Origin of the sequence: Acinetobacter sp. SH024 (assembly GCF_000163635.1) — a bacterium.
In the GTDB taxonomy this organism is placed as follows: Bacteria; Pseudomonadota; Gammaproteobacteria; order Pseudomonadales; family Moraxellaceae; genus Acinetobacter; species Acinetobacter pittii.
The window spans coordinates 1,276,921-1,296,710 of record NZ_GG753600.1 but is presented as its reverse complement, the minus strand read 5'-3'; the positions used below and the strand labels follow the sequence as shown (position 1 = coordinate 1,296,710).

The 19,790-nt window shown below is 39.2% G+C and carries 25 protein-coding genes, 4 tRNA genes and 1 riboswitch; of the genes, 12 read left to right on the top strand and 17 right to left on the bottom strand.

Translation table 11 applies throughout. The features are described from left to right. Genes HMPREF0013_RS11970 through bioD form a run of 3 tightly spaced genes read left to right on the top strand, consistent with a single transcriptional unit; the run spans position 1 to position 2,549 of the window. Positions 1-1,158, top strand: a complete 1,158-nt coding sequence (locus tag HMPREF0013_RS11970; RefSeq protein ID WP_005803232.1) for an 8-amino-7-oxononanoate synthase — start codon at positions 1-3, stop codon at positions 1,156-1,158. Continuing rightward, on the top strand, positions 1,155-1,904 hold the full coding sequence (gene bioC / locus HMPREF0013_RS11965) for a malonyl-ACP O-methyltransferase BioC (protein WP_005803231.1): 750 nt from the start codon (positions 1,155-1,157) through the stop codon (positions 1,902-1,904). Before HMPREF0013_RS11970 ends, bioC begins: the two co-directional genes overlap by 4 nt. Further along, entirely contained in the window at positions 1,905-2,549 is a 645-nt protein-coding gene (gene bioD / locus HMPREF0013_RS11960; protein ID WP_005803230.1) for a dethiobiotin synthase, read from the top strand. It begins immediately after the preceding gene. Between the two features lie 59 nt (positions 2,550-2,608). Here bioD and rluB read toward each other — a convergent pair whose 3' ends face one another. The 5 genes from rluB to HMPREF0013_RS11935 all read right to left on the bottom strand — a co-directional run bounded on the left by rluB (position 2,609) and on the right by HMPREF0013_RS11935 (position 6,552). Then, positions 2,609-3,532 carry a 23S rRNA pseudouridine(2605) synthase RluB gene (rluB, locus tag HMPREF0013_RS11955; RefSeq protein ID WP_002120431.1) on the bottom strand — a complete coding sequence of 308 codons (924 nt, stop codon included), beginning with the start codon at positions 3,530-3,532 and terminating at the stop codon, positions 2,609-2,611. A 41-nt stretch (positions 3,533-3,573) separates the two neighbouring features. Next, positions 3,574-4,170 (bottom strand): SMC-Scp complex subunit ScpB, encoded by a 597-nt coding sequence (scpB, locus tag HMPREF0013_RS11950; RefSeq protein ID WP_005803228.1) that lies wholly within the window; start codon positions 4,168-4,170, stop codon positions 3,574-3,576. After that, positions 4,167-4,958: a segregation and condensation protein A gene (locus tag HMPREF0013_RS11945; protein WP_005803227.1), complete on the bottom strand. Its 792-nt coding sequence runs from the start codon at positions 4,956-4,958 to the stop codon at positions 4,167-4,169. Before HMPREF0013_RS11945 ends, scpB begins: the two co-directional genes overlap by 4 nt. Before the next feature lie 223 nt (positions 4,959-5,181). Further along, positions 5,182-5,799 carry an L-threonylcarbamoyladenylate synthase gene (locus HMPREF0013_RS11940; RefSeq protein ID WP_002120255.1) on the bottom strand — a complete coding sequence of 206 codons (618 nt, stop codon included), beginning with the start codon at positions 5,797-5,799 and terminating at the stop codon, positions 5,182-5,184. Between the two features lie 90 nt (positions 5,800-5,889). Next, positions 5,890-6,552, bottom strand: coding sequence for an elongation factor P hydroxylase (locus HMPREF0013_RS11935; RefSeq protein WP_005803226.1), 663 nt, complete (start codon positions 6,550-6,552; stop codon positions 5,890-5,892). A 96-nt stretch (positions 6,553-6,648) separates the two neighbouring features. On the opposite strand from HMPREF0013_RS11935, the gene HMPREF0013_RS11930 reads away from it, so the two are divergent. The 6 genes from HMPREF0013_RS11930 (at position 6,649) to lysM (ending at position 10,319) form a co-directional block, all read left to right on the top strand. Then, positions 6,649-7,209: a YceD family protein gene (locus HMPREF0013_RS11930; RefSeq protein WP_005803225.1), complete on the top strand. Its 561-nt coding sequence runs from the start codon at positions 6,649-6,651 to the stop codon at positions 7,207-7,209. Positions 7,210-7,283: 74 nt separating this feature from the next. Next, on the top strand, positions 7,284-7,469 hold the full coding sequence (gene rpmF, locus HMPREF0013_RS11925) for a 50S ribosomal protein L32 (protein ID WP_000290730.1): 186 nt from the start codon (positions 7,284-7,286) through the stop codon (positions 7,467-7,469). 151 nt (positions 7,470-7,620) lie between these two features. Next, positions 7,621-8,607 carry an ACP S-malonyltransferase gene (gene fabD / locus HMPREF0013_RS11920; protein ID WP_005803223.1) on the top strand — a complete coding sequence of 329 codons (987 nt, stop codon included), beginning with the start codon at positions 7,621-7,623 and terminating at the stop codon, positions 8,605-8,607. Next, positions 8,604-9,338, top strand: a complete 735-nt coding sequence (gene fabG / locus HMPREF0013_RS11915) for a 3-oxoacyl-ACP reductase FabG (protein WP_002120395.1) — start codon at positions 8,604-8,606, stop codon at positions 9,336-9,338. The genes fabD and fabG overlap by 4 nt, the downstream gene beginning before the upstream one ends. An 84-nt stretch (positions 9,339-9,422) precedes the next feature. Beyond that, positions 9,423-9,659, top strand: a complete 237-nt coding sequence (acpP, locus tag HMPREF0013_RS11910; protein WP_001279871.1) for an acyl carrier protein — start codon at positions 9,423-9,425, stop codon at positions 9,657-9,659. Between the two features lie 186 nt (positions 9,660-9,845). Then, entirely contained in the window at positions 9,846-10,319 is a 474-nt protein-coding gene (gene lysM, locus HMPREF0013_RS11905; protein WP_002120434.1) for a peptidoglycan-binding protein LysM, read from the top strand. A gap of 45 nt (positions 10,320-10,364) precedes the next feature. Here the strand turns inward: lysM and HMPREF0013_RS11900 are convergent, their stop codons facing one another. Beyond that, a complete protein-coding gene (locus tag HMPREF0013_RS11900; protein WP_005803218.1) occupies positions 10,365-11,132 on the bottom strand; it encodes a hydroxymethylpyrimidine/phosphomethylpyrimidine kinase in 768 nt (255 codons plus the stop codon). 97 nt (positions 11,133-11,229) lie between these two features. Between HMPREF0013_RS11900 and HMPREF0013_RS11895 the strand changes: the two genes are divergently transcribed. Then, on the top strand, positions 11,230-11,904 hold the full coding sequence (locus HMPREF0013_RS11895; protein ID WP_005803216.1) for an HAD-IA family hydrolase: 675 nt from the start codon (positions 11,230-11,232) through the stop codon (positions 11,902-11,904). A gap of 58 nt (positions 11,905-11,962) precedes the next feature. Here HMPREF0013_RS11895 and ribB read toward each other — a convergent pair whose 3' ends face one another. Continuing rightward, positions 11,963-12,622, bottom strand: a complete 660-nt coding sequence (gene ribB, locus HMPREF0013_RS11890; RefSeq protein ID WP_005070969.1) for a 3,4-dihydroxy-2-butanone-4-phosphate synthase — start codon at positions 12,620-12,622, stop codon at positions 11,963-11,965. A gap of 90 nt (positions 12,623-12,712) precedes the next feature. Continuing rightward, a riboswitch (FMN riboswitch) is annotated at positions 12,713-12,863 on the bottom strand. A gap of 176 nt (positions 12,864-13,039) precedes the next feature. Here ribB and HMPREF0013_RS11885 point away from each other — a divergent pair. Beyond that, positions 13,040-14,824 (top strand): DUF2157 domain-containing protein, encoded by a 1,785-nt coding sequence (locus HMPREF0013_RS11885; protein WP_005803213.1) that lies wholly within the window; start codon positions 13,040-13,042, stop codon positions 14,822-14,824. Next, positions 14,821-15,381: a GDYXXLXY domain-containing protein gene (locus tag HMPREF0013_RS11880; RefSeq protein ID WP_005803211.1), complete on the top strand. Its 561-nt coding sequence runs from the start codon at positions 14,821-14,823 to the stop codon at positions 15,379-15,381. Before HMPREF0013_RS11885 ends, HMPREF0013_RS11880 begins: the two co-directional genes overlap by 4 nt. A 45-nt stretch (positions 15,382-15,426) precedes the next feature. Here the strand turns inward: HMPREF0013_RS11880 and panD are convergent, their stop codons facing one another. The 10 genes from panD to lolB all read right to left on the bottom strand — a co-directional run bounded on the left by panD (position 15,427) and on the right by lolB (position 19,786). Further along, positions 15,427-15,807: an aspartate 1-decarboxylase gene (panD, locus tag HMPREF0013_RS11875; protein WP_002120296.1), complete on the bottom strand. Its 381-nt coding sequence runs from the start codon at positions 15,805-15,807 to the stop codon at positions 15,427-15,429. A 131-nt stretch (positions 15,808-15,938) separates the two neighbouring features. Further along, positions 15,939-16,520 (bottom strand): aminoacyl-tRNA hydrolase, encoded by a 582-nt coding sequence (pth, locus tag HMPREF0013_RS11870; RefSeq protein ID WP_002120328.1) that lies wholly within the window; start codon positions 16,518-16,520, stop codon positions 15,939-15,941. A gap of 20 nt (positions 16,521-16,540) precedes the next feature. Beyond that, on the bottom strand, positions 16,541-16,837 hold the full coding sequence (gene rplY / locus HMPREF0013_RS11865) for a 50S ribosomal protein L25 (protein ID WP_002120443.1): 297 nt from the start codon (positions 16,835-16,837) through the stop codon (positions 16,541-16,543). A gap of 96 nt (positions 16,838-16,933) precedes the next feature. Next, on the bottom strand, positions 16,934-17,884 hold the full coding sequence (locus tag HMPREF0013_RS11860; RefSeq protein WP_002120445.1) for a ribose-phosphate pyrophosphokinase: 951 nt from the start codon (positions 17,882-17,884) through the stop codon (positions 16,934-16,936). A gap of 36 nt (positions 17,885-17,920) precedes the next feature. Further along, positions 17,921-17,995 (bottom strand) — tRNA-Gln (locus tag HMPREF0013_RS11855). Positions 17,996-18,086: 91 nt separating this feature from the next. Further along, positions 18,087-18,161: transfer RNA gene (locus HMPREF0013_RS11850), tRNA-Gln, on the bottom strand. Positions 18,162-18,181: 20 nt separating this feature from the next. Then, positions 18,182-18,256, bottom strand: a tRNA-Gln gene (locus HMPREF0013_RS11845). A gap of 26 nt (positions 18,257-18,282) precedes the next feature. Further along, a tRNA-Gln gene (locus HMPREF0013_RS11840) sits at positions 18,283-18,357 on the bottom strand. Further along, positions 18,356-19,189, bottom strand: a complete 834-nt coding sequence (ispE, locus tag HMPREF0013_RS11835) for a 4-(cytidine 5'-diphospho)-2-C-methyl-D-erythritol kinase (RefSeq protein ID WP_005803207.1) — start codon at positions 19,187-19,189, stop codon at positions 18,356-18,358. The genes HMPREF0013_RS11840 and ispE overlap by 2 nt, the downstream gene beginning before the upstream one ends. Positions 19,190-19,207: 18 nt before the next feature. Beyond that, positions 19,208-19,786, bottom strand: a complete 579-nt coding sequence (lolB, locus tag HMPREF0013_RS11830) for a lipoprotein insertase outer membrane protein LolB (protein WP_005803205.1) — start codon at positions 19,784-19,786, stop codon at positions 19,208-19,210. Positions 19,787-19,790: the final 4 nt, after the last annotated feature.

Below are 19,790 nucleotides of genomic sequence, written 5' to 3'. Positions count from 1 at the left end.
ATGTCATTGCTTGATCATTTTTCTGCCGAATTAGATGAGTTAAAGCAACAAGGTAACTTTAGACAATTTACCCAAAATGTGCAGCACGGACGTTTTATTACGATTCAAAATAAAACGATGCTCAACTTAGCTTCAAATGACTATCTTGGGTTGGCTGCTGATATCAATCTTCGTCAAGAGTTTTTAGATAGCTTTCCAATCGAGCGTAGCTATTTTAGTTCATCATCTTCACGTCTATTAACGGGCAATTTTGATGAATATGAACAATTAGAAAATAGCCTAAGCCAAGCATTTGGTGGTCGCGCGGCACTATTATTTAATAGTGGCTACCATATGAATATTGGTATTTTGCCAGCTCTTGCTGATAGTAAAACTTTAATATTGGCGGATAAGTTAGTTCATGCCAGTATGATTGACGGTATACGTTTATCTGGCGCTCAGTATGTGCGTTATCGACATAACGATTTACAACACTTGGAACAACTCCTCCAGAAATATCATGATGATGACAAGATTGAACGAATCATTGTGGTCACAGAAAGTATTTTTAGTATGGACGGTGATGAGACGGATTTAGCCGCTTTAGTTCAGCTAAAAAAACGGTTTGCTAAAACTATGTTATATGTTGATGAAGCGCATTCAATTGGCGTTCGTGGTCAGCAAGGCTTAGGATGTGCTGAACAATATAATGTGATTCAGGAAATTGATTTTCTGGTTGGTACATTAGGTAAAGCATTAGCGGCGGTCGGTGGTTACATTATTTGCGATCCAATTATTAAAGATTATCTCATTAATAAAATGCGCCCACTTATTTTTAGTACTGCACAGCCTCCGATTGTTATGGCATGGGCAAACTTTATTTTTCAGAAAGTATTACTCGCTCAATCTCAACGTGAACACTTAAAAAATATTAGCCAATATCTTCAACAAGCTGTTGTACAGAAGGGCTACGATAGCCCATCCACCAGCCATATTATTCCAGTCATTGTTGGAGAAAGTCAGGCTGCTATCAATAAAGCGATGCAGGTTCAGGCAAGTGGTTTTTATGCCATGCCTGTGCGTCCACCAACAGTACCTAAAAACAGTTCGCGTTTGCGTATTTCTTTAACGTCAATGGTGCAGCAACATGAGCTTGAAGAATTGGTGAGTTTTCTGTGAGTTTGAATAAAAACTTAGTTGCCCAGCGTTTTGCCAAAGCAGGGCAAAGCTATTCAGAGCATGCAATTGTTCAAAAACAGATTTGCCAAAATTTAACAGGTTTAGTTCAGCAGTTCTGCCCGACTACGATGTCGTGTGTCTTTGAAATTGGTTGTGGTTCTGGCAATTTAACTCGTCTTCTTGCTACATCTTTTCAGTTTGAAGAGTTAATTTTGAATGATCTATATGCAGATGTGCAGCAGCACTTTAGTCATCAAGAAAATTTAAAATGGTTGATTGGGGATATTGAAACTTTAGATTTCCCTCAGCAGCTGGATATGATTGTTTCAGGTTCAGCTTTACAGTGGATGCAAGATTTACCGCATTTGCTCGAACGTTGTAATGAGGCTTTAACTGAGCGAGGTTGGTTATGCTTTTCAACATTTGGCTATAAAAACTTATTAGAGATTAAAGAATTAACAGGACAGGGTTTAAGTTACTGGTCAGTTGAAAATTGGAGTAGTGCCTTAACTCAGGCTGGTTTTGAGATTTTGCATTTGTCAGAATCAGAAACTCAACTCTATTTCGATTCACCTAAAGCTGTGTTGCAACATTTAAAAGCAACAGGTGTAACCGCAACGGCTCAGCATCGTTGGACTAAGCAAACTTTACAACAGTTTTATCAAGATTATGATCGGTTTAAGTGTGTCGAGGGATATTCCCTAACATATCATCCGATTTATTGTATTGCCCGGAGAGTGAAGTAAATGAGTGGTCAGATCTATTTTGTGAGTGGGATTGATACCGAAATTGGTAAAACCTACGCGACAGGTTTCTTAGCAAAATTATGGACTGAGCAGGGTAAAAAAGTGATTACCCAAAAACTCATTCAAACAGGTAACGCTGATGTTTCTGAGGATATTGAAAAGCATCGTGAAATTATGGGACAGGGCTGGTTTCAAGAAGATCATGACAAGCTAACCATGCCTGAAATCTTCAGTTATCCTGCTTCACCTCATCTTGCAACACGTCTTGATAACCGAGAAATTGATTTTCAAAAAATTGAAGATGCGATCCAAACATTGGCGGAGCGTTTTGAAATCGTATTGTTGGAAGGTGCTGGAGGCTTAATGGTGCCATTAACCACCAGTCTGCTGACCATTGATTATGTTGCTCAGCATCAGTTTCCCGTTATTTTAGTAACATCTGGTCGTTTAGGAAGTATTAACCATACTTTGCTTAGTCTTGAAGCGCTTAAGTCTCGTGGGTTGAAGTTGCATGCCTTGGTTTATAACCTAAAAGATGAATCAAAAGATCCATTAATTTCTCAAGATACTTCAAATTATTTGAAAGATTACTTAGCTATTCATTTTCCCGAAGCTGAATGGATTGAACTGGCAAAAATGAATTAAGTTAAACGGCTATAAAAAAACCGCTCAAATTTGAGCGGTTTTTACATCTTTTTAATAGCTTAGAATTTCTTCGAACCGCGGTTAAAACCAGTCGATTTACGTTGGTTCCCTGTGTTAACAGGAGCTTCTTTTTCATCATCACGACGTTGTTGACGTAAGTATCCGCCACGACGTGCTGCCATTGGTTTTTCAGTCATACGATCAGTACGGCGTTTTGCCATACCAAATAAACCTGTACCTTGACGTGGTTTTAACTCAACCGATTTGGCTAAGTTGTCGATGTCAGTTTTGTCGAGTTCCATCCAACGACCAGTACGTAATTCGCGCGGTAAAATAACTGTGCCGTAGCGTGTACGTAATAAACGGCTTACTTTAAGATCTTGCGATTCAAAAATACGACGTACTTCGCGGTTACGACCTTCTTTTACTACAACTTGGTACCAGCGGTTAATACCTTCACCACCAATTTCAGAGAATGATTCGAATTTGGCAGGGCCATCTTCGAGCTCTACTCCGTTGACCATGTTTTGGCGTAGTTTTGGCGTTACTTCACCCATTACTCGAACAGCATATTCACGTTCGATTTCATTAGATGGGTGCATTAAGCGGTTAGCAAGTTCACCATCATTTGTGAATAGTAATAAACCAGTACTGTTAATATCCAGACGACCTACCATTACCCAGCGGTCATTGGCAATTTGTGGTAAATGATCAAATACGGTTGGGCGTTTTTCAGGATCATTACGTGAACAGATTTCACCCTCAGGTTTATAATAAATCAGTACGCGACGACGAATTTCGTCTTCAATCTGAAACTGAACTTTACGGCCATCAATGCGTAATTCATCGCCTGGTTCAATGCGCTCACCCACTTGGGCAACACGACCGTTTACACTCACGCGTCCTGCGGCAATAACCTCTTCCATATATCGGCGGGAACCTAATCCGATTCGCGCTAATACTTTTTGCAATTTTTCACTCATGACAGCACAACCTTAGACATAATGATCAACAGTCCACCTCTTTATGATTTCGGTGCATTTGCATCGAGAGCCATAAAGGCTTCCTTGGCGTTCTGTAGGGGAGGCAATTGGCCTAGAGAGGCTAGACCAAAAGCATTCAGAAACTGAGGCGTTGTAATTAGCAACGCAGGTCTTCCGGGTAAATCTCTAAAACCGGCTTCTTTAATCCAGTTCCAGTCAAATAGTGCTCTAAGAATCTGACTATTATTAGATACACCACGAATTTGTTCAATATCAGCTCGGGTAACCGGTTGATGATAAGCAATGACAGCCAGGGTTTCTAGTAATGAAGGCGACAGTTTTGTTGGTCGCTCTGGCCAAATTTGCGCAATAATACTACGATATTTAGATCTTACCTGAAAGCGAAACCCTTGTGCTGTTTCAATCAGCTCAATAGATCGACCATGTTGTAATAGCGCGAGCTGTTGCAAGAGCTGACGAAGCTGTTGTTTATTATATTGATTGTTAAATGCTTCTTTTAAGCGGGCAATTGAAACAGGCGCTTCACTGGCAAAGATAATTGCTTCAAGTTGTAATAAGACTTCATGATGTATGTCAGCTAATGACAAATCACTATTATTTTGTTCAAAACTACTCATATTGAAGATCCTTGAATTGCTAACGGGGCTTCAATACCAGTGGCAATAATTTTAATTTTCTGTTGGCGAGTCAATTCTAAAACTGCCATAAAAGTAACAACCATTCCCATACGACCTTGCTGGGGATTGAGTAATTCTTTAAAACTTAACACATCACCAGACTCTAATTTCTCTTCAATATATGCAATACGTTCTTCGAGCAAAACAGGTTCTTGAGCGACAACATGGGTAATAGGTTCAGGGCGATTAAATACACAGAACAACGCATCATGTAGCGCTGAGATATCGTAACCTTCATAAACAGGAGAGATATGCCCTAAGCTTACATTGGCACTAAATGTATCGCGCTCAAGAATTGGCATTTGACCTAAACGCTCAGCTGCTTGCTTAATGCGTAGATAGCTTTCAAGACGATCAATAAGCTCCTGCTTAGGATCTTTTTCAATACTTATAATTGTAGGTTTTGGTAGAAGTAGGCGAGACTTCAAGTCAGCCAATAAAGCAGCCATCACCATATAATCTGCTGTCAACTCGATATTTAAAGATTTCATGCTATCCATATAGGCCAAATATTGAGTCGCTATAGGAGCAATATCGAGTTGAATTAAATCGAAACCGTTTTTCTGAATCAGATAAATTAAAAAATCTAATGGACCTTCAAACCGCTCGAGCAAAATCTCAAATGCAGCTGGAGGTATATAGAGATCTTCTGGAATTTTGTCATGCCACTCATCTAAAACACGGATGTGTGGAGCGTCTTCCATGGATTGATGAAGTGATTGATTCATTACGATTATAAGCCACGCGAATTTTCAAAAGCATGAGACTTGTTATTCAAGTCCTAGACAGCTGTAAGTAGAAGAACAGCAGATAGTGAAAATCATTCTAAATGAATTGTGTCTTTTAATAAATTACTTAACGACTAAAGTGTAAAAAAAATCCAAAATAAATAAAGAGTATTTTTTTGAGTGATAATACTTTTTTTTAAACTATTGGTAAAAAAGTAAGTGCTTATTCAAAAGCACTTACATCGCCAACACCACGGCGGATAATTTCAGGATGTTCGCCCGATAAATCAACGATACTTGTACTGGTCAAGGTACCAAAACCTCCGTCAATAAATACATCAATTCGTTTATCTAACTGATTTTCAATATCGTAAGGGTCATCTAGAGGGTCTTCTTGACCCGGTAAAATTAATGTACTGGTGAGTAGCGGCTCACCAAGTTCTTGTAATAAAGCCTGACAAATCGGGTTGCTTGGAATACGTAAACCAATCGTTTTCTTTTTAGGGTGCATCAATCTACGAGGAACTTCACTTGTTGCAGGTAAAATGAATGTAGTAATAGCTGGTGTATTCGCTTTCAATAAACGATATGTCGCATTATCAACTTTTGCATAAGTTGCAATATCAGATAAGTCACAGCACATAATGGCATATTGATGTTTAGGCCCTAAGCCACGAATCTGTGCAATACGTTCCATGGCATTTTTATTACCGATTTGACACCCAATCGCATAGGCAGCATCGGTAGGGTAGACCACAACATCTCCTGCTCGGATACGTTCAACCGCTTGGGCAATGAGGCGTTGCTGTGGATTTTCAGGATGTACATGTAAATGCATCATATTTTAGAGACTCCATCACGCCAGTGTTAAAAATAATTATTAGGCTTTTTAAATGGCCTAGGCAAGCAATTAACGTAGCTTTTTTGTCAATTAATCAAGGAGTTCACGTTTAAATTCATTTAATTGTAAAGGTGTACCCGAACGTGTACATTGGCAAATAAAACCAATAAATGCTGCTGCATCACGTGGCAACTTAGCTTCACCCGAAAAGTAACGTTGCACTTGAGCATAAACGTTATCTTTAAATAGTTTGCCATCACCGCTATCACCTGTAAGGTTATCGAGTGAAACTCTAAATTTTCGGCCAAAAGATTGCGCAAATAACCATTCAATTGCTTGTGGCTTAATTTCTACTTGTTCAAATAAACTTTGCTGTTCTTGGGTGCGACCATCAGGTGCATACCAATAACCTAAATCTGGTAATAGACGTCTTTTTTCACCTGCAATAGACCAGTGACTAATTTCATGCAAAGCACTATTAAAGAAACCGTGAGCAAATTGGATCTTGGCTGGTTCTTTATTTGTCGCTGGAAAATATTCAGGTTCAAAATCACCACGAACTAATGTCACATTATGGTGGGAAAACCAGTGATTAAAGTGTAAAATAAGCCAATCAACTTGCTCAGACTCCGATTTTGAGCTTGACCATGGTGAGAGTTGCACTAGGTCAGGTACAAAGGTTTTCTGATGAGTTGAATGGGTGCAAACGAGTAATGAAGTGTTAACTTCAGGTTGCGGCTGCAACAGGTGCATTGCTTAATTTACCCCGAGTTCTGTCTAAAGAAGTGCAAAATTGTATCTTAATCTTTGACAGAGTACCGATGAATTTGTAGAATTGCCGCCTTAATTATGTCAGCAAATACCTTTCCGGCACAGATTGAGCCGTTTAAATGGGCTGAACAAGGCTTTACATGGTCAGGTCAACTGCCCTTGTCTCGCTTTGCTCGTATCGCTCGTGAAGCTGTTGGATCAATTGATAACCAATTGATCAACATAGACTGTAAGCTATCAATGGATGCATATCATCGCATTGTGTGGATGGACGGTCACATGGACACGAAAGTTCCAATGGAGTGCCAACGTTGTTTGGAACCTGTTGAAATGCTTCTTGTCTTAGACTTCCATATTGCATTAGTGGATGATGAGTCACTGATAGAGCGCTTGGATGAGGATGCTGATTTCATCGTTTTAGGTGAAAGTGAGTCTTCGACGAAAGGCGATTATGATACGCCTGCCTCGATTAACTTACTCGCATTACTAGAAGATGAACTGTTATTGTTGATGCCTTTATCTCCCAAGCATGATGCTTGTGAACATAAACATCAACCTACCATTCAGAATGTTGTCGAAGAAAAACGGGATAATCCGTTTGATGTTTTGGCAGGTTTGAAGGGTAAACTTAACTCATAATTTGTGTTATAATTGTGAGATAAGACAACTGAATTTGTTCTGATCCATTTTTTCGATCTTTGTAAGGAGCCATCATGGCCGTTCAGCAAAACCGTAAAAGTCGCTCTCGCCGTGACATGCGCCGTTCACATGACGCTTTAACCGAGAATGCATTAACAGTAGACCAAGCAACTGGTGAAACTCATCGTCGTCACCACGTGACTAAAGACGGTTTCTACCGTGGTCGTCAATTATTCGCTAAAGCAGCTGATGCTGAATAATTGCATGATATGCATTAAGCGTGATGCTTAAGTATAGAAAAAATGGGAGCGAAAGCTCCCTTTTTTTGTTGTTTTTCGCAATTATAAATATATAAATAACATGTTAGATTTCCGCTCCAGAAATGAGTGAAAACCCAAAAAAGGATTTCTTATGTCTGCTAAACGTCTTGAACAAGTAGCTTTAGCCACAAAAACTGCATTTGTGTTTCCTGGTCAAGGTTCACAAAAAGTCGGTATGCTTGCTGAACTAGCAGAACAGTTTAGTGGGGTCGGGCAAACTTTTGCAGAAGCTTCAGATGCTCTTGGATTTGATCTTTGGCATATTGCGCAAAGTGGCGAAGGTCTCGACCAAACAGAAAATACCCAACCTGTGTTATTAACTGCCAGTATCGCTTTATGGCGTGTATGGCTTGATTTAGGTGGTCTGGCACCTAAATACCTTGCAGGACATTCACTAGGTGAATACAGTGCATTGGTAGCTGCAGGCTCTATGAGCTTGGCAGATGCAGTTAAATTAGTTAACTTGCGTGGCAAGCTCATGCAAAGTGCTGTACCTCAGGGTCAAGGGGCTATGGCTGCAATCCTTGGTTTGGCTGATGAAAAAGTGGTTGAACTTTGTCAAACCGTGAGTGCGTCAGGTGAAGGTTCTGTAGAAGCTGCAAACTATAATTCACAAGGTCAAGTTGTGATTGCAGGAAGTACAGCTTCTGTACAAGAAGTCATGGCTTTGGCAAAAGAGCAGTCAGCTAAAGCAATTGCTTTACCAGTGTCAGTTCCTTCTCATTGTTCGTTGATGAAACCTGCCGCTGAGAAATTTGCAGAAGCTTTGGAACAAACTGCCATTGAGCTACCTACCATTCCTGTAATACAAAATGTCAACGCGGGAATAGCTAACGATGTTGCTCAATTGCGTCAGGCATTAACTGCACAATTGTACCAATCAGTACAATGGACACGTACCATGCAGTCTCTACAAGACCAAGGTATTCAATACATTGTTGAGTGTGGTCCAGGTACAGTATTGAGTAACCTCGCAAAGCGTTTACCAAATATTGAAAAAGCTTTTTCTATTGATAGTAAGAGCAAAATGGAAGATGCCCTAAATGCTGTTTTAGTGGCAGAAGGAAAAATTGCATGACACAAGAACGCAAAGTTGCATTAGTAACGGGCGCGAGTCGGGGTATTGGCGCTGCCATTGCCCAGCAACTTATTCAAGACGGTTATTTTGTTGTAGGTACTGCGACTTCTGAATCTGGTGCACAAAAGTTAAGTGATAGCTTTGGTGAACAAGGTGCAGGTTTGGCGCTCGACGTGCGTAATCTCGATGAGATTGAAGCAGTCGTTTCTCATATTGAACAGAACTATGGTCCTGTACTTGTTCTAGTTAACAATGCAGGTATTACGAAAGACAATTTGTTGCTTCGTATGTCTGAAGATGATTGGGATGACATTCTCAACATTCACCTTAAAGCAGTTTATCGTTTATCTAAACGTGTGCTTAAGGGTATGACGAAGGCGCGTTTTGGTCGAATTATTAATATCAGTTCTGTTGTAGCTCATTTTGCAAACCCAGGCCAAGCGAACTATTCTGCTGCTAAAGCAGGTATTGAAGCATTCAGCCGTAGCCTTGCAAAAGAGATGGGTAGCCGCCAAATTACTGTAAACAGTGTGGCGCCAGGCTTTATTGCAACAGAAATGACAGATGCACTTAGTGAAGACATTCGCAAAAAAATGAGTGATCAAGTGGCTTTAAATCGCTTAGGTGAGCCACAAGATATCGCAAATGCGGTGAGTTTCCTTGCAAGTGATAAAGCAGGTTACATTACCGGTACGGTATTACATGTAAATGGTGGTTTATACATGGCCTAACGCCGATGTATAAACTTTTAAAAATTTTTATATTCAATTAAACTAGTGGCAAATTAAACGCCACAAGCAATGAGGAGAATTCCTGTGAGCGATATCGAACAACGCGTTAAACAAGCGGTTGCAGAACAACTTGGTCTTAAAGCTGAAGAGATTAAAAACGAAGCATCTTTTATGGATGACTTAGGTGCTGACTCTTTAGATTTAGTTGAACTTGTTATGTCTTTCGAAAATGACTTCGACATCACTATCCCTGATGAAGATTCTAACGAAATCACTACAGTTCAATCTGCAATTGACTATGTAACTAAAAAACTTGGTTAATTCGCATATTGCTGAATAAAAAGAAGGCCACCGTAAGGTGGCTTTTTTTATTTTAGAAAAAATTTAAGAGATACATATTTTTACAAGATCAACCTCAATTGATAGCAGAGGTATAACTTTTTTGAAGTATAACAATAAAGGTCAGTTTAATGACTTTACTATAAACAATAATATGAGGACTAAAAGATGGGTCTTTTTGATTTTGTAAAAGGTATTGGTAAGAAAAATACCGCACCAGCAGAACCACAACCAGCTCCAGCAACACCAGCAGAACCTTCTGCACAAGAAGTTGCAAATAAATTATTAGGTTTAATTAAAAGTTTGGGCTTAGGGGTAGAAGGCTTATCTGTAACCTATAACGGTACTACTGATACTGCAATTATTAAAGGGCAGGTAAAAAGCCAAGCAGATAAAGAGAAAATTATTCTTATTGTTGGAAACATTGATCATGTGGCTCAAGTAGATGACCAGATGACAGTGGCAACTCCTGAACCAGAAAGTAAATTTTATACAGTGAAATCTGGTGATAACCTTTCAAAAATTGCGAAAGAAGTTTACGGTGATGCAAATCAATATCCAAAAATCTTTGAAGCAAATAAACCAATGTTAAAAGATCCTGATGAGATTTTCCCGGGGCAAGTTTTACGTATTCCTCAATAATCGAGGTTAATAAAAAAAGGCGCTTTAAGCGCCTTTTTTGTGCTTTTAAAAACGCTTTGGAATCTTTTGTCCGTTTGGTACAGGGGTGTCTGCATTTTTTAAAACACCGAATAACCATGTTTCAGCATGCTGTACTGCAATTTTTAAAGAATCACCTAAAGCTAAACGGCCAGCGATAAAGCTAGCTAAAGAACAACCTGAGCCGTGATATTCACCTTCAAGGCGAGGACAGCTACTACTCGCTACTAGTTCACCATCGATATATAAACTATTTTTAATATGATTTGGTGTATCTTCATGTCCACCTTTCACTAGAACAGCTTTAGCACCCATTTCAAAAAGCTTTTGAGTGGCTTGATCTAAATCAGTAATACCTGTTAGAGCACGTAATTCAACGGTATTTGGAGTAATAATTGTAGCTAGAGGAATAAGTTCAACAAACGCTTTAACGAGAGTTGCTTGATCACCTAAAGAGCCGCCACTGTTTGCGACTAAAACAGGATCAAGTACATACTGATAGTCAGGATGAGCACGTAAAAATTCAGCTAGTGCAGCAATATTATCTGTTGTGCCAAGCATGCCTGACTTAACACATTTAATGGGTAAGTCACCTACAACTGCATTTGCTTGTGCTAATAAGAGTTCTTTTGAGGTTGCTTCGAAGCCAAATACTTGTTGTGAGTTCTGAATGGTGAGGGCAGTACATGCAATTGCTGCATGGGCACCACTTTGTCCAATTGCTTCGATATCGGCTTGTAAACCTGCACCACCTGAAGGGTCTAAACCCGAGAAACAAAGTACGGTTGGACGCACGGTTATTTCCTCTTCAATTTAAATTTACGTTAGTATAAGAGAGTTTGATTAAACTCTCGACCAATTGAATTAAATACTTTACTGGGTTAATGATTGAATGGCTATAAAACATATTTTGATTGATTTAGATGGAACCTTAACAGACCCAAAAGTTGGAATCCATACTTCAATTCGCTATGCAATGGAGAAATTAGGCTATCCATTGGCTGCTGATTTAGATATTGACTGGACAATTGGCCCACCATTAAAGCCATCACTCGCAAAATTATTGGCTACTCAAGATGATGCTTTAGCTGAACAAGCTTTACTTGCTTATCGCGAGCGTTTTTCGGTGGTTGGCCTGTTTGAAAATGAAGTATATCCATCTGTTGCAAAAACGCTTAGCGCTTTAAAAAAAGAAGGATATCGTTTATTTGTTGCAACTGCTAAACCAACGATTTATGCAAAACGTATCTTGGATCATTTTGAATTAAGCCAATACTTTGTACATATCTATGGGAGTGAGTTAACGGGTGAGCGCACTAATAAAGCTGACCTTATCCATTATATTCTTGAGCATGAGCAATTAAACCCAGAAGAGTGTTTAATGGTCGGTGATCGTCAATATGACATTTTGGGTGCTCGTCATAATGGTATTGAGGCGGTAGCGGTGACGTATGGTTATGGAATAGCAGAGGAACTTGCTCAAGCACAGCCAAAAGCAATGATTAAGCAATTTTCTGAGCTTTTGGACTATGTTGAAGAACTGGCAACACAAAAGAAAGTTTCTTAAATATACGTAAGTTTTAATTTGAAGGTTTGGCTTTGATCTAAAGCCAAACCTTTTTTATTTAAATACCGTGTTGCTGGCGGTATTGAACAAGTTCTTCAATCGTAATCACCGTTAAGTGATGAGTTTGAGCATATGCTAAAACTTGAATGCCCGATGCCATCGTGCCATCTGGATTGGTTAATTCACATAACACACCAGCAGGTTTTAAACCGGCTAATCTTGCTAGATCAATTGTTCCCTCGGTATGACCTCGACGAGTAAGGACTCCACCATTACGTGCACGTAATGGGAAAACGTGACCCGGACGATTTAAGTCACTTGCAACAGCGCCATCTTTAATAGCAGTTTGAATAGTTGTTACACGGTCTTTAGCAGAAACACCAGTGGTAACGCCTTGAGCTGCCTCAATGGTCACTGTAAAAGCGGTATGAAACTGGCTTGAGTTTTGAGAAACCATTGGAGGGAGTTCTAGATGATCTGCTAGCTCTTCTGTAAGGCATAAACATACGATCCCTGAACCATCACGAATCATACGTGCCATTGTTTCTACCGTTAAAGTTTCGGCTGCAACAATTAAATCTGCTTCATTTTCGCGATCAAAGTCGTCCATAACCAAGACAGGCTTGCCTTGACGGATATCTTCTAATGCTTGTTGAATGCGTTGCTCAGCAGGAGAGAGGGCTGAGAAAAAAAGTTCTGGTTGAATTAAGCTAGACATAATGAAACGCTCTCGTAAAAATACGGTTGAACATTTCAGGACTGATGTAAAAACAGGCTGGCACTGAAATAAAACGGATTTATCCCAGTTCGTCGTCTTCTTTCATCCGGACTATACCGTCGGCTTTGGAGTTTCACCAAATCTGCTCAAATTACACAATTTAAGCTCGTGGGCTTGTTAATCTATTTATAAAAATTAACTTTACCACCGGTGGGGAATTGCACCCCGCCCTGAAGCGATGGGTTTTATTATAGCGCGCTTGATAGAATTGGCTAGATGCTTTTATAGAATGCTAAGTTTCTTTATGAATAAGCATTTTCATAAATCGAAATAGGCTTTTTAACAAGAGCTTACTTGTTGATATGAAAATGGAATGCTATGTTTTTTATAGAAAATTATAAATAAAATAGGTGTTTCATGCAGATAAGAGACTATTATCCTCTAACCAATAGCTCATTTATTCAGCATCTCCATATTTTCAGTTATGTATTTATGGCAGTAAGTATCCTTTATTTAATTGCTGCCAACTGGTTTATGCTTCCAAACAGTATTCAACTCGCGATCCCGCCCGTTATATTAGTTGTTACAGCTTGGTTCAGCATAAAAGATACATTAAGTGATGGGGTTAGGCAGACCTTACATAGCGTTTGTGGTTTGATGATAGGTTTAAGCTTGGCTGTAATTGGACAGGTTTATCAAACTGGTGCAGACAGTTATTTGCTTTTTTTAATTTGGACATTGCTTTTATTGCCGTGGTTATATCGGCCGAATATTGGAATCTTTGCTTTAATTTGTATTACCAGCCAACTTACACTTTTTTTATTTTTTAAACAGACTTTCTGGTCTGAAAAGTTTCCTTATTTATATTTAATCGCTCTAAATCTATTAAGCCTTATTGAGTTTTGGGTATGTATAAAGAAATATCGTGCTTTAAGGTTTGTCTTTATCGCTTGGTTCGCCGTTATTTCGATTATTGGAATGATTCAATATTTATCGAATGAGAATATTCCTTATCTAATTTCTGCCTTCTTTTCAGGAATAATCGCTTTTTATTATTTCTTCAAAAAAGACGATCAGTTATGTGCCAGTTTAATGGCTGCTGTTCTGGGCGTGACCGCAACCATATGGCTTGTAGATGGGATTAATAACCTATTTAAAGACTCTAATGAGTTCATATTTTTATTGATTGCAGGCATTATTTTTATTTGGTTTGCGCTGATTAGCTATCTTTTAATAAAATTTTTTCGTCAAAGCCGCTTTTATATCATTCCATTGGCAATTGGTGCTTGGCTTGCTGGCTTGGCACTTGCAGCTTTTACGCTGGTGTTTTGGGAAGCTATTTCTTTAGTTATTGGAGTTGTTTTTGTTGGATTGGCGTTTATTCTTTTAAAGAAATCACAAAGCTATTTCTTTCGGCAATTTGCCTATTGTTTGTTTATCAGTGGGCAGACCGCTTTCTTATTTCATCTTGGTTCAGAAACAGATCAAATTCTATGGGTTTTAATTGCACAGATTTTTATTCTATGTATCAGTTGTTTTCTTAAACCACATTGGTTCTTCATTTTAATTCAAATGCTTGCTACGTATGGCATAGCTTTTATCTATTTGTTACAACTGGACCATTCATTGTGGTCGATACATTCTACTCAGACTTATTTAAATTTAACTTTGCTCAGTTACTTGGTTTTTAGTTTGGTACTCTTACCTAAGAAGAAATCAATAGCTCTATATGAGCGTAGTATTTTTTTATGCGTGCTGGTCGTAATTCTTGTAGCTTCTTTTTTCGATACTTTTATGGGGGTGGTACCAGAAAATTCGATAGATCAGCAGGTATGGGTTTTATATTTGCTACCTGCTATCTGGTTACTTTGCTTTAGTGTTCTTCATTTATATCGACAACTTAATACACTCACTTTTTGCGCCTTTTTAATATTTGGTGTGTTACTTATTGTGTTGGGATATTTTGAAATTTTCATCCTGCTTATTATTTTAACGTGGGCATTAAAAAAGAAAGATTATATTGTGTATGGAGTGAGCTTAACAGTATTCGTTTTTGTGTTCTGGCAGCTCTATTACAACCTACAAATAACTTTTCTAGCTAAGAGTGCATCTATTTTTATTTCGGGTATTGTTTTGTTGGCTCTGTCTTGGTTACTTCAACGTGAAAATAAAAATGATCTTGTTAAAGGAGAGAAAGAATGAAAAAGTATTTTTCTCTTATTCTTGCCTTTATTGCGCTATTATTTTTTGCAGGCTTAGTGGCGAAAAACGAATGGCATTTGCACCATAGTAAAAGTATTTTTATTGAGCTTAAACCAGTTGATCCTCGTTCAATTTTACAAGGTGACTATATGGCACTGGCTTATGAATTACATTTACAATCTCTTAAAGCTCTTGCAGGAAGTGAAGGTGAGGCTCTGGAACAGGTGATTTTTAATCGCTCTTCCGTTCCCGCAAAAGTTATTTTGGATTCACAAAATCGCGTAGTTCGTACCATTTTAGATATCAATAATTCATTTGCTGGGCAGAGGTTAATTTTAAAAAATCCTGAAAATCGTTTGCAGGCTTTATATCCTGCCTCTCGCAGTTTCTTGTTTGCAGAAGGCTTGGCTCAATGTTATGAAAAAGCCAAATATGCTGAATTTAAGGTAAATCCTGAAGGAGAGGCGATATTGTTCGAATTACGAGGAGAGCAGCTTCAACCATTAAATTGTGAAAAACAAAAGAACTGGTGGGAAGGAACTATTAAGGATTTATAAAATAATAAAAGCCCGTCAATGCGGGCTTTTTATTCTTAAAATAAATTAGGCAACTTGAACAGGAATGCAATTTGCTGTGTGGTTGACTGTATTATTTGGATTAGCATATACCAAACGTGGTTTATGAATATTTGCTTCAGCTTCAGTAAAATCACCAAATGTAGCAATAATTACTAAATCGCCAACGTCTGCTTGATGTGCAGCACCGCCGTTTACTGAAATAATTCCAGAGTTATCTTCACCACGAATCGCATAAGTTGTGAAGCGTTTGCCATTGGTTACATTCCAAACATGAATTTCTTCATATTCACGAATACCAGCTAAGTCCATCAATACGCCATCAATTGCACAAGAACCTTCATAGTGAAGTTCAGCATGGGTTACAACTGCACGGTGAATTTTGCATTTTAATAAACGAGATAGCATGGCTAGCGTCTCCTGAGTAGACCTAAGATGTAGATCTTATGGTGAAATCTTTAGCTTTTGCGGTTGGCAAAGTGGCTGATGCGCATTTTGCTCCTAAAAAAGCAAGATAGCAAGCATGATTGTTCAACAATTTAAGTGGGTTTATATGCATTAATTTGATTCATGGCCTGTGGAACTTGTCCTTGAACAAGTAGCTTCACTTTAGAAAGGGCATGATCAATTGCTGCATCCATCAGACTTTGTTCACTACTTGGTGCTTTTCCAAGTACGTGACCTGAAACTTTCTCTTTCGAGCCAGGATGTCCGATACCAATACGTAAACGGTGAAAATTTGGACCAATATGAGGGACAATGTCACGTAAACCGTTATGACCACCGTGTCCACCGCCTGTTTTAAGACGAATTACACCTGGGTTCATATCAAGTTCATCATGAGCAATCAAAATTGCTTCGGGAGCAATTTGATAAAATTTTGCAAATGGAACTACACTTTGTCCAGAACGGTTCATAAATGTAGTGGGTAGAAGTAGACGGACATCGTGTCCTTCTATATTACCACGTCCACTGATTCCGTGAAATTTCGGATCATTTTTTAATGTAATGCCATATTTGTCTGCAAGCTGTTCAATGAACCAAAAACCTGCATTATGGCGGGTTTGGGCATATTCTGAACCAGGATTGCCCAAACCAACAATTAGCGAAATATTTGACACTAATCTACGCCTTTAAACACTTATGCGCGTTTGAAGTCAGCGTGCATAGGAGTGTTTTTAGATGGGTGACGTTGTAACGCTTGGATTTTAACGTTTTCAACTTTGTCGCCCACTTTGATTTCTACAACTTCTTCAAAGAAAGCATTGCTTTCTAAAGCTTTTACAAGCTCACGAAGTTCTAAAGTAACAGTTACAGGCTCAGCGTTGCCACCATAAATGATAGCTGGAATTAAAGCTTCGCGACGAAGGCGGCGGCTCGCACCTTTCCCTTGTTTGTCTTCAGCACGCGCTTGAGCGTTTAATACGAAGTTTGCCATGAGTAAATCCTCATTAAAGTTTAAAAGACTAAACTTGCGACCAGTTTAGTGATAGAAAACCCCAGCCAAGGCTAGGGTTTATAAAAAGCTGCAATATTATAAACTATCGAACATTGCACTGATAGACTCTTCGTTATTAATACGACGAATCGTTTCAGCAACCATGCTAGCAACAGAAACCTGACGGATCTTGCCTAAGGTCAATGCTTCTTCAGAAAGAGGAATGGTATCAGTTACAACCAGTTCATCAATAACTGAATTACGTAAGTTTTCAATAGCCTTACCTGATAGTACAGGGTGAGTTGCGTATGCAACTACACGACGTGCACCAAATTGCTTAAGCGCATCAGCTGCTTTACACAATGTACCAGCAGTATCGACCATATCGTCTACGATAACGCAATCACGATCTTTTACGTCACCAATTAAGTGCATAACTTGCGACTCGTTGGCTTTTTGACGACGTTTATCAATAATTGCTAAATCGATGTCACCCATCTGTTTGGCAACAGCACGAGCACGTACTACACCACCAACGTCAGGAGAAACCACCATAAGGTTGTCATGTTGTTGTTGACGTAAGTCAGCAAGCAAAGCAGGAGTACCGTAGATGTTGTCGACTGGAATATCGAAGAAACCTTGAATTTGGTCAGCATGTAAGTCGATCATCACGACACGGTCAATACCAACAGTGGTAAGCATGTCTGCGACAACTTTAGCTGTAATCGGCACACGTGCAGAACGTGGACGACGGTCTTGGCGAGCATAACCAAAATAAGGGATAACAGCGGTAATACGACCAGCACTTGCACGACGCAAAGCATCTGCCATAACCAAGATTTCCATAAGGTTATCATTGGTAGGGGCACAAGTAGGCTGAACGATAAATACGTCTTTACCACGAACATTTTCAGTAATTTCTACTGAAATTTCTCCATCAGAAAAGTGACCGACTGATGCAGCACCTAGAGGGATATGTAAGTGACTTACGACTTTTTGAGCGAACTGTGGATGAGCATTTCCACTAAAAACGACAAGATTGGGCATGAAGCACCCTTGGCGGTTGGTATGTAATGAAATAGATGGCAGGGGCGGCTGGATTCGAACCAACGGATGCCGAGATCAAAACCCGGTGCCTTACCACTTGGCGACGCCCCTAATGCGGCAGAACTTTAATATTTTTGCAATGCAATGTCAAGATTAATCAACAAAAAGCATAGCAATTAAGTCTGTCTTTAAAATAAGAGAATGGCAGGGGCGGCTGGATTCGAACCAACGGATGCCGAGATCAAAACCCGGTGCCTTACCACTTGGCGACGCCCCTAAATTCGATGATATATATGATGGCAGGGGCGGCTGGATTCGAACCAACGGATGCCGAGATCAAAACCCGGTGCCTTACCACTTGGCGACGCCCCTAATATAATCATCATTACAGGTGAGGTTGGCAGGGGCGGCTGGATTCGAACCAACGGATGCCGAGATCAAAACCCGGTGCCTTACCACTTGGCGACGCCCCTAACGTGTAACCTTAAAATGATTAAGAGGAGATTCATTTAAACTATTTACCAAGTAAGATTTACATGGTGAATACTTAAGAATTTCATCAATATTCATTTCATTCGTTACTTCAATAAAAACACAAGCACCTGTACCTGTAAGCTTTGCTTGACCAAATTGATCTAAATATTGCATTGCTTCTTCTACTTCAGGGTATAACTGCCGAGCCAGTGGCTCAAAGTTATTTCCAAAATTAGAAGGTTCTAACTGATAGGCGCAAAATTTAGTGGTCTTAGAGTCTCTTGTCAATGTTTTTTGTGAAAAAAGCAATTGAGTGCTGATAAAACAATCAGGTTTTAAAATAATGAACTGTTTTTGATCTAAGTCTATGAATGATAAATGTTCACCGATGCCTTCAGCCCATGCATTTTTACCATAAATAAAAATTGGAACATCAGCACCGAGCTTTACACCGTAGTCCGCAAGTTGTTCTTGCTTTAGGCCACATTCCCATAATTGATTTAACACAATAAGCGTTGTGGCGGCATTAGATGAACCGCCACCTAGACCTGCACCCATTGGAATATTTTTTTCAATTTTGATGTGCAAGCCACAAAATTTTTTCGCATGTGGTTTTAGTATTTGAGCTGCCCGATAAATCAAGTTTTCTTCAGCACGAACTTCACTTAACCCATCGATTTTGATTTCTTCGCCCAAAGTCGGTGTAAATGTCATCCAATCATATAAATCAATCAGTTGGAAAATGGTTTGTAGCTCATGGTAACCATTCTCACGTCGGCCTGTAATATGTAAAAACAGGTTGAGCTTAGCAGGGGAAGGAACTCGAATCATAGATTTATATAATTAGACTTAGCGGTTTTGGATGACCATTGTAATACGGTTTTCTTTATCTTCAGCAAGAGCTTGCTTTAAAACCAGTTTGTTTGGCAAAGTTTGTTCACCATCGTAACTGAAATTAACTGTCCAGCCATCTTCAATCAGTTGACTCACTCGATTTGCAGCGTCTTTCGTAATTTGAGCATTTAGCGTTGCTGGTTTTGCTAAAATCCAGCTCGTTAAGTGTGTAATCGGGGCTTGCCAACCCGTTGCTCGCTCTAAAAGTTCTTCTGGAGAGGCTGCGCTAATAAGTCCTGTTTTAGAACTATTTAAAGTTACTTCGCCCGGTTTACCCTGAATTTGGGTTTTTCCAACGCCTAAAATACCGCTTAATTCGATATCAAAATTATCTTGCTGTTGAAGCCAAGTAAAAAAAGCACTACCAGTTTGCTGTGGTGTACTAACCCCAATCTTACCTTGCAAATTAAAGTGTTTTTCGTCTTGAACTTGTTGGGTAACCGCAGGTTTTGGTTGAGTAAAATGCTGACAACCGGTTAGAAATAATACACTTGATCCACAGATCGCTGTGCACAGTTGGGCAAATTTGCTCATATAT

What these genes read in the sequence shown, in the direction of transcription:
- HMPREF0013_RS11970 (WP_005803232.1), top strand. Translation starts at nt 1, where the DNA reads ATGTCATTGCTTGATCATTTTTCTGCCGAATTAGATGAGTTAAAGCAA.
- bioD (WP_005803230.1), top strand. Translation starts at nt 1,905, where the DNA reads ATGAGTGGTCAGATCTATTTTGTGAGTGGGATTGATACCGAAATTGGT.
- rluB (WP_002120431.1), bottom strand. Translation starts at nt 3,532, where the DNA reads ATGAGTGAAAAATTGCAAAAAGTATTAGCGCGAATCGGATTAGGTTCC.
- scpB (WP_005803228.1), bottom strand. Translation starts at nt 4,170, where the DNA reads ATGAGTAGTTTTGAACAAAATAATAGTGATTTGTCATTAGCTGACATA.
- HMPREF0013_RS11945 (WP_005803227.1), bottom strand. Translation starts at nt 4,958, where the DNA reads ATGAATCAATCACTTCATCAATCCATGGAAGACGCTCCACACATCCGT.
- HMPREF0013_RS11940 (WP_002120255.1), bottom strand. Translation starts at nt 5,799, where the DNA reads ATGATGCATTTACATGTACATCCTGAAAATCCACAGCAACGCCTCATT.
- HMPREF0013_RS11935 (WP_005803226.1), bottom strand. Translation starts at nt 6,552, where the DNA reads ATGCACCTGTTGCAGCCGCAACCTGAAGTTAACACTTCATTACTCGTT.
- HMPREF0013_RS11930 (WP_005803225.1), top strand. Translation starts at nt 6,649, where the DNA reads ATGTCAGCAAATACCTTTCCGGCACAGATTGAGCCGTTTAAATGGGCT.
- rpmF (WP_000290730.1), top strand. Translation starts at nt 7,284, where the DNA reads ATGGCCGTTCAGCAAAACCGTAAAAGTCGCTCTCGCCGTGACATGCGC.
- fabD (WP_005803223.1), top strand. Translation starts at nt 7,621, where the DNA reads ATGTCTGCTAAACGTCTTGAACAAGTAGCTTTAGCCACAAAAACTGCA.
- fabG (WP_002120395.1), top strand. Translation starts at nt 8,604, where the DNA reads ATGACACAAGAACGCAAAGTTGCATTAGTAACGGGCGCGAGTCGGGGT.
- lysM (WP_002120434.1), top strand. Translation starts at nt 9,846, where the DNA reads ATGGGTCTTTTTGATTTTGTAAAAGGTATTGGTAAGAAAAATACCGCA.
- HMPREF0013_RS11895 (WP_005803216.1), top strand. Translation starts at nt 11,230, where the DNA reads ATGGCTATAAAACATATTTTGATTGATTTAGATGGAACCTTAACAGAC.
- ribB (WP_005070969.1), bottom strand. Translation starts at nt 12,622, where the DNA reads ATGTCTAGCTTAATTCAACCAGAACTTTTTTTCTCAGCCCTCTCTCCT.
- HMPREF0013_RS11885 (WP_005803213.1), top strand. Translation starts at nt 13,040, where the DNA reads ATGCAGATAAGAGACTATTATCCTCTAACCAATAGCTCATTTATTCAG.
- HMPREF0013_RS11880 (WP_005803211.1), top strand. Translation starts at nt 14,821, where the DNA reads ATGAAAAAGTATTTTTCTCTTATTCTTGCCTTTATTGCGCTATTATTT.
- panD (WP_002120296.1), bottom strand. Translation starts at nt 15,807, where the DNA reads ATGCTATCTCGTTTATTAAAATGCAAAATTCACCGTGCAGTTGTAACC.
- rplY (WP_002120443.1), bottom strand. Translation starts at nt 16,837, where the DNA reads ATGGCAAACTTCGTATTAAACGCTCAAGCGCGTGCTGAAGACAAACAA.
- HMPREF0013_RS11860 (WP_002120445.1), bottom strand. Translation starts at nt 17,884, where the DNA reads ATGCCCAATCTTGTCGTTTTTAGTGGAAATGCTCATCCACAGTTCGCT.
- ispE (WP_005803207.1), bottom strand. Translation starts at nt 19,189, where the DNA reads ATGATTCGAGTTCCTTCCCCTGCTAAGCTCAACCTGTTTTTACATATT.
- lolB (WP_005803205.1), bottom strand. Translation starts at nt 19,786, where the DNA reads ATGAGCAAATTTGCCCAACTGTGCACAGCGATCTGTGGATCAAGTGTA.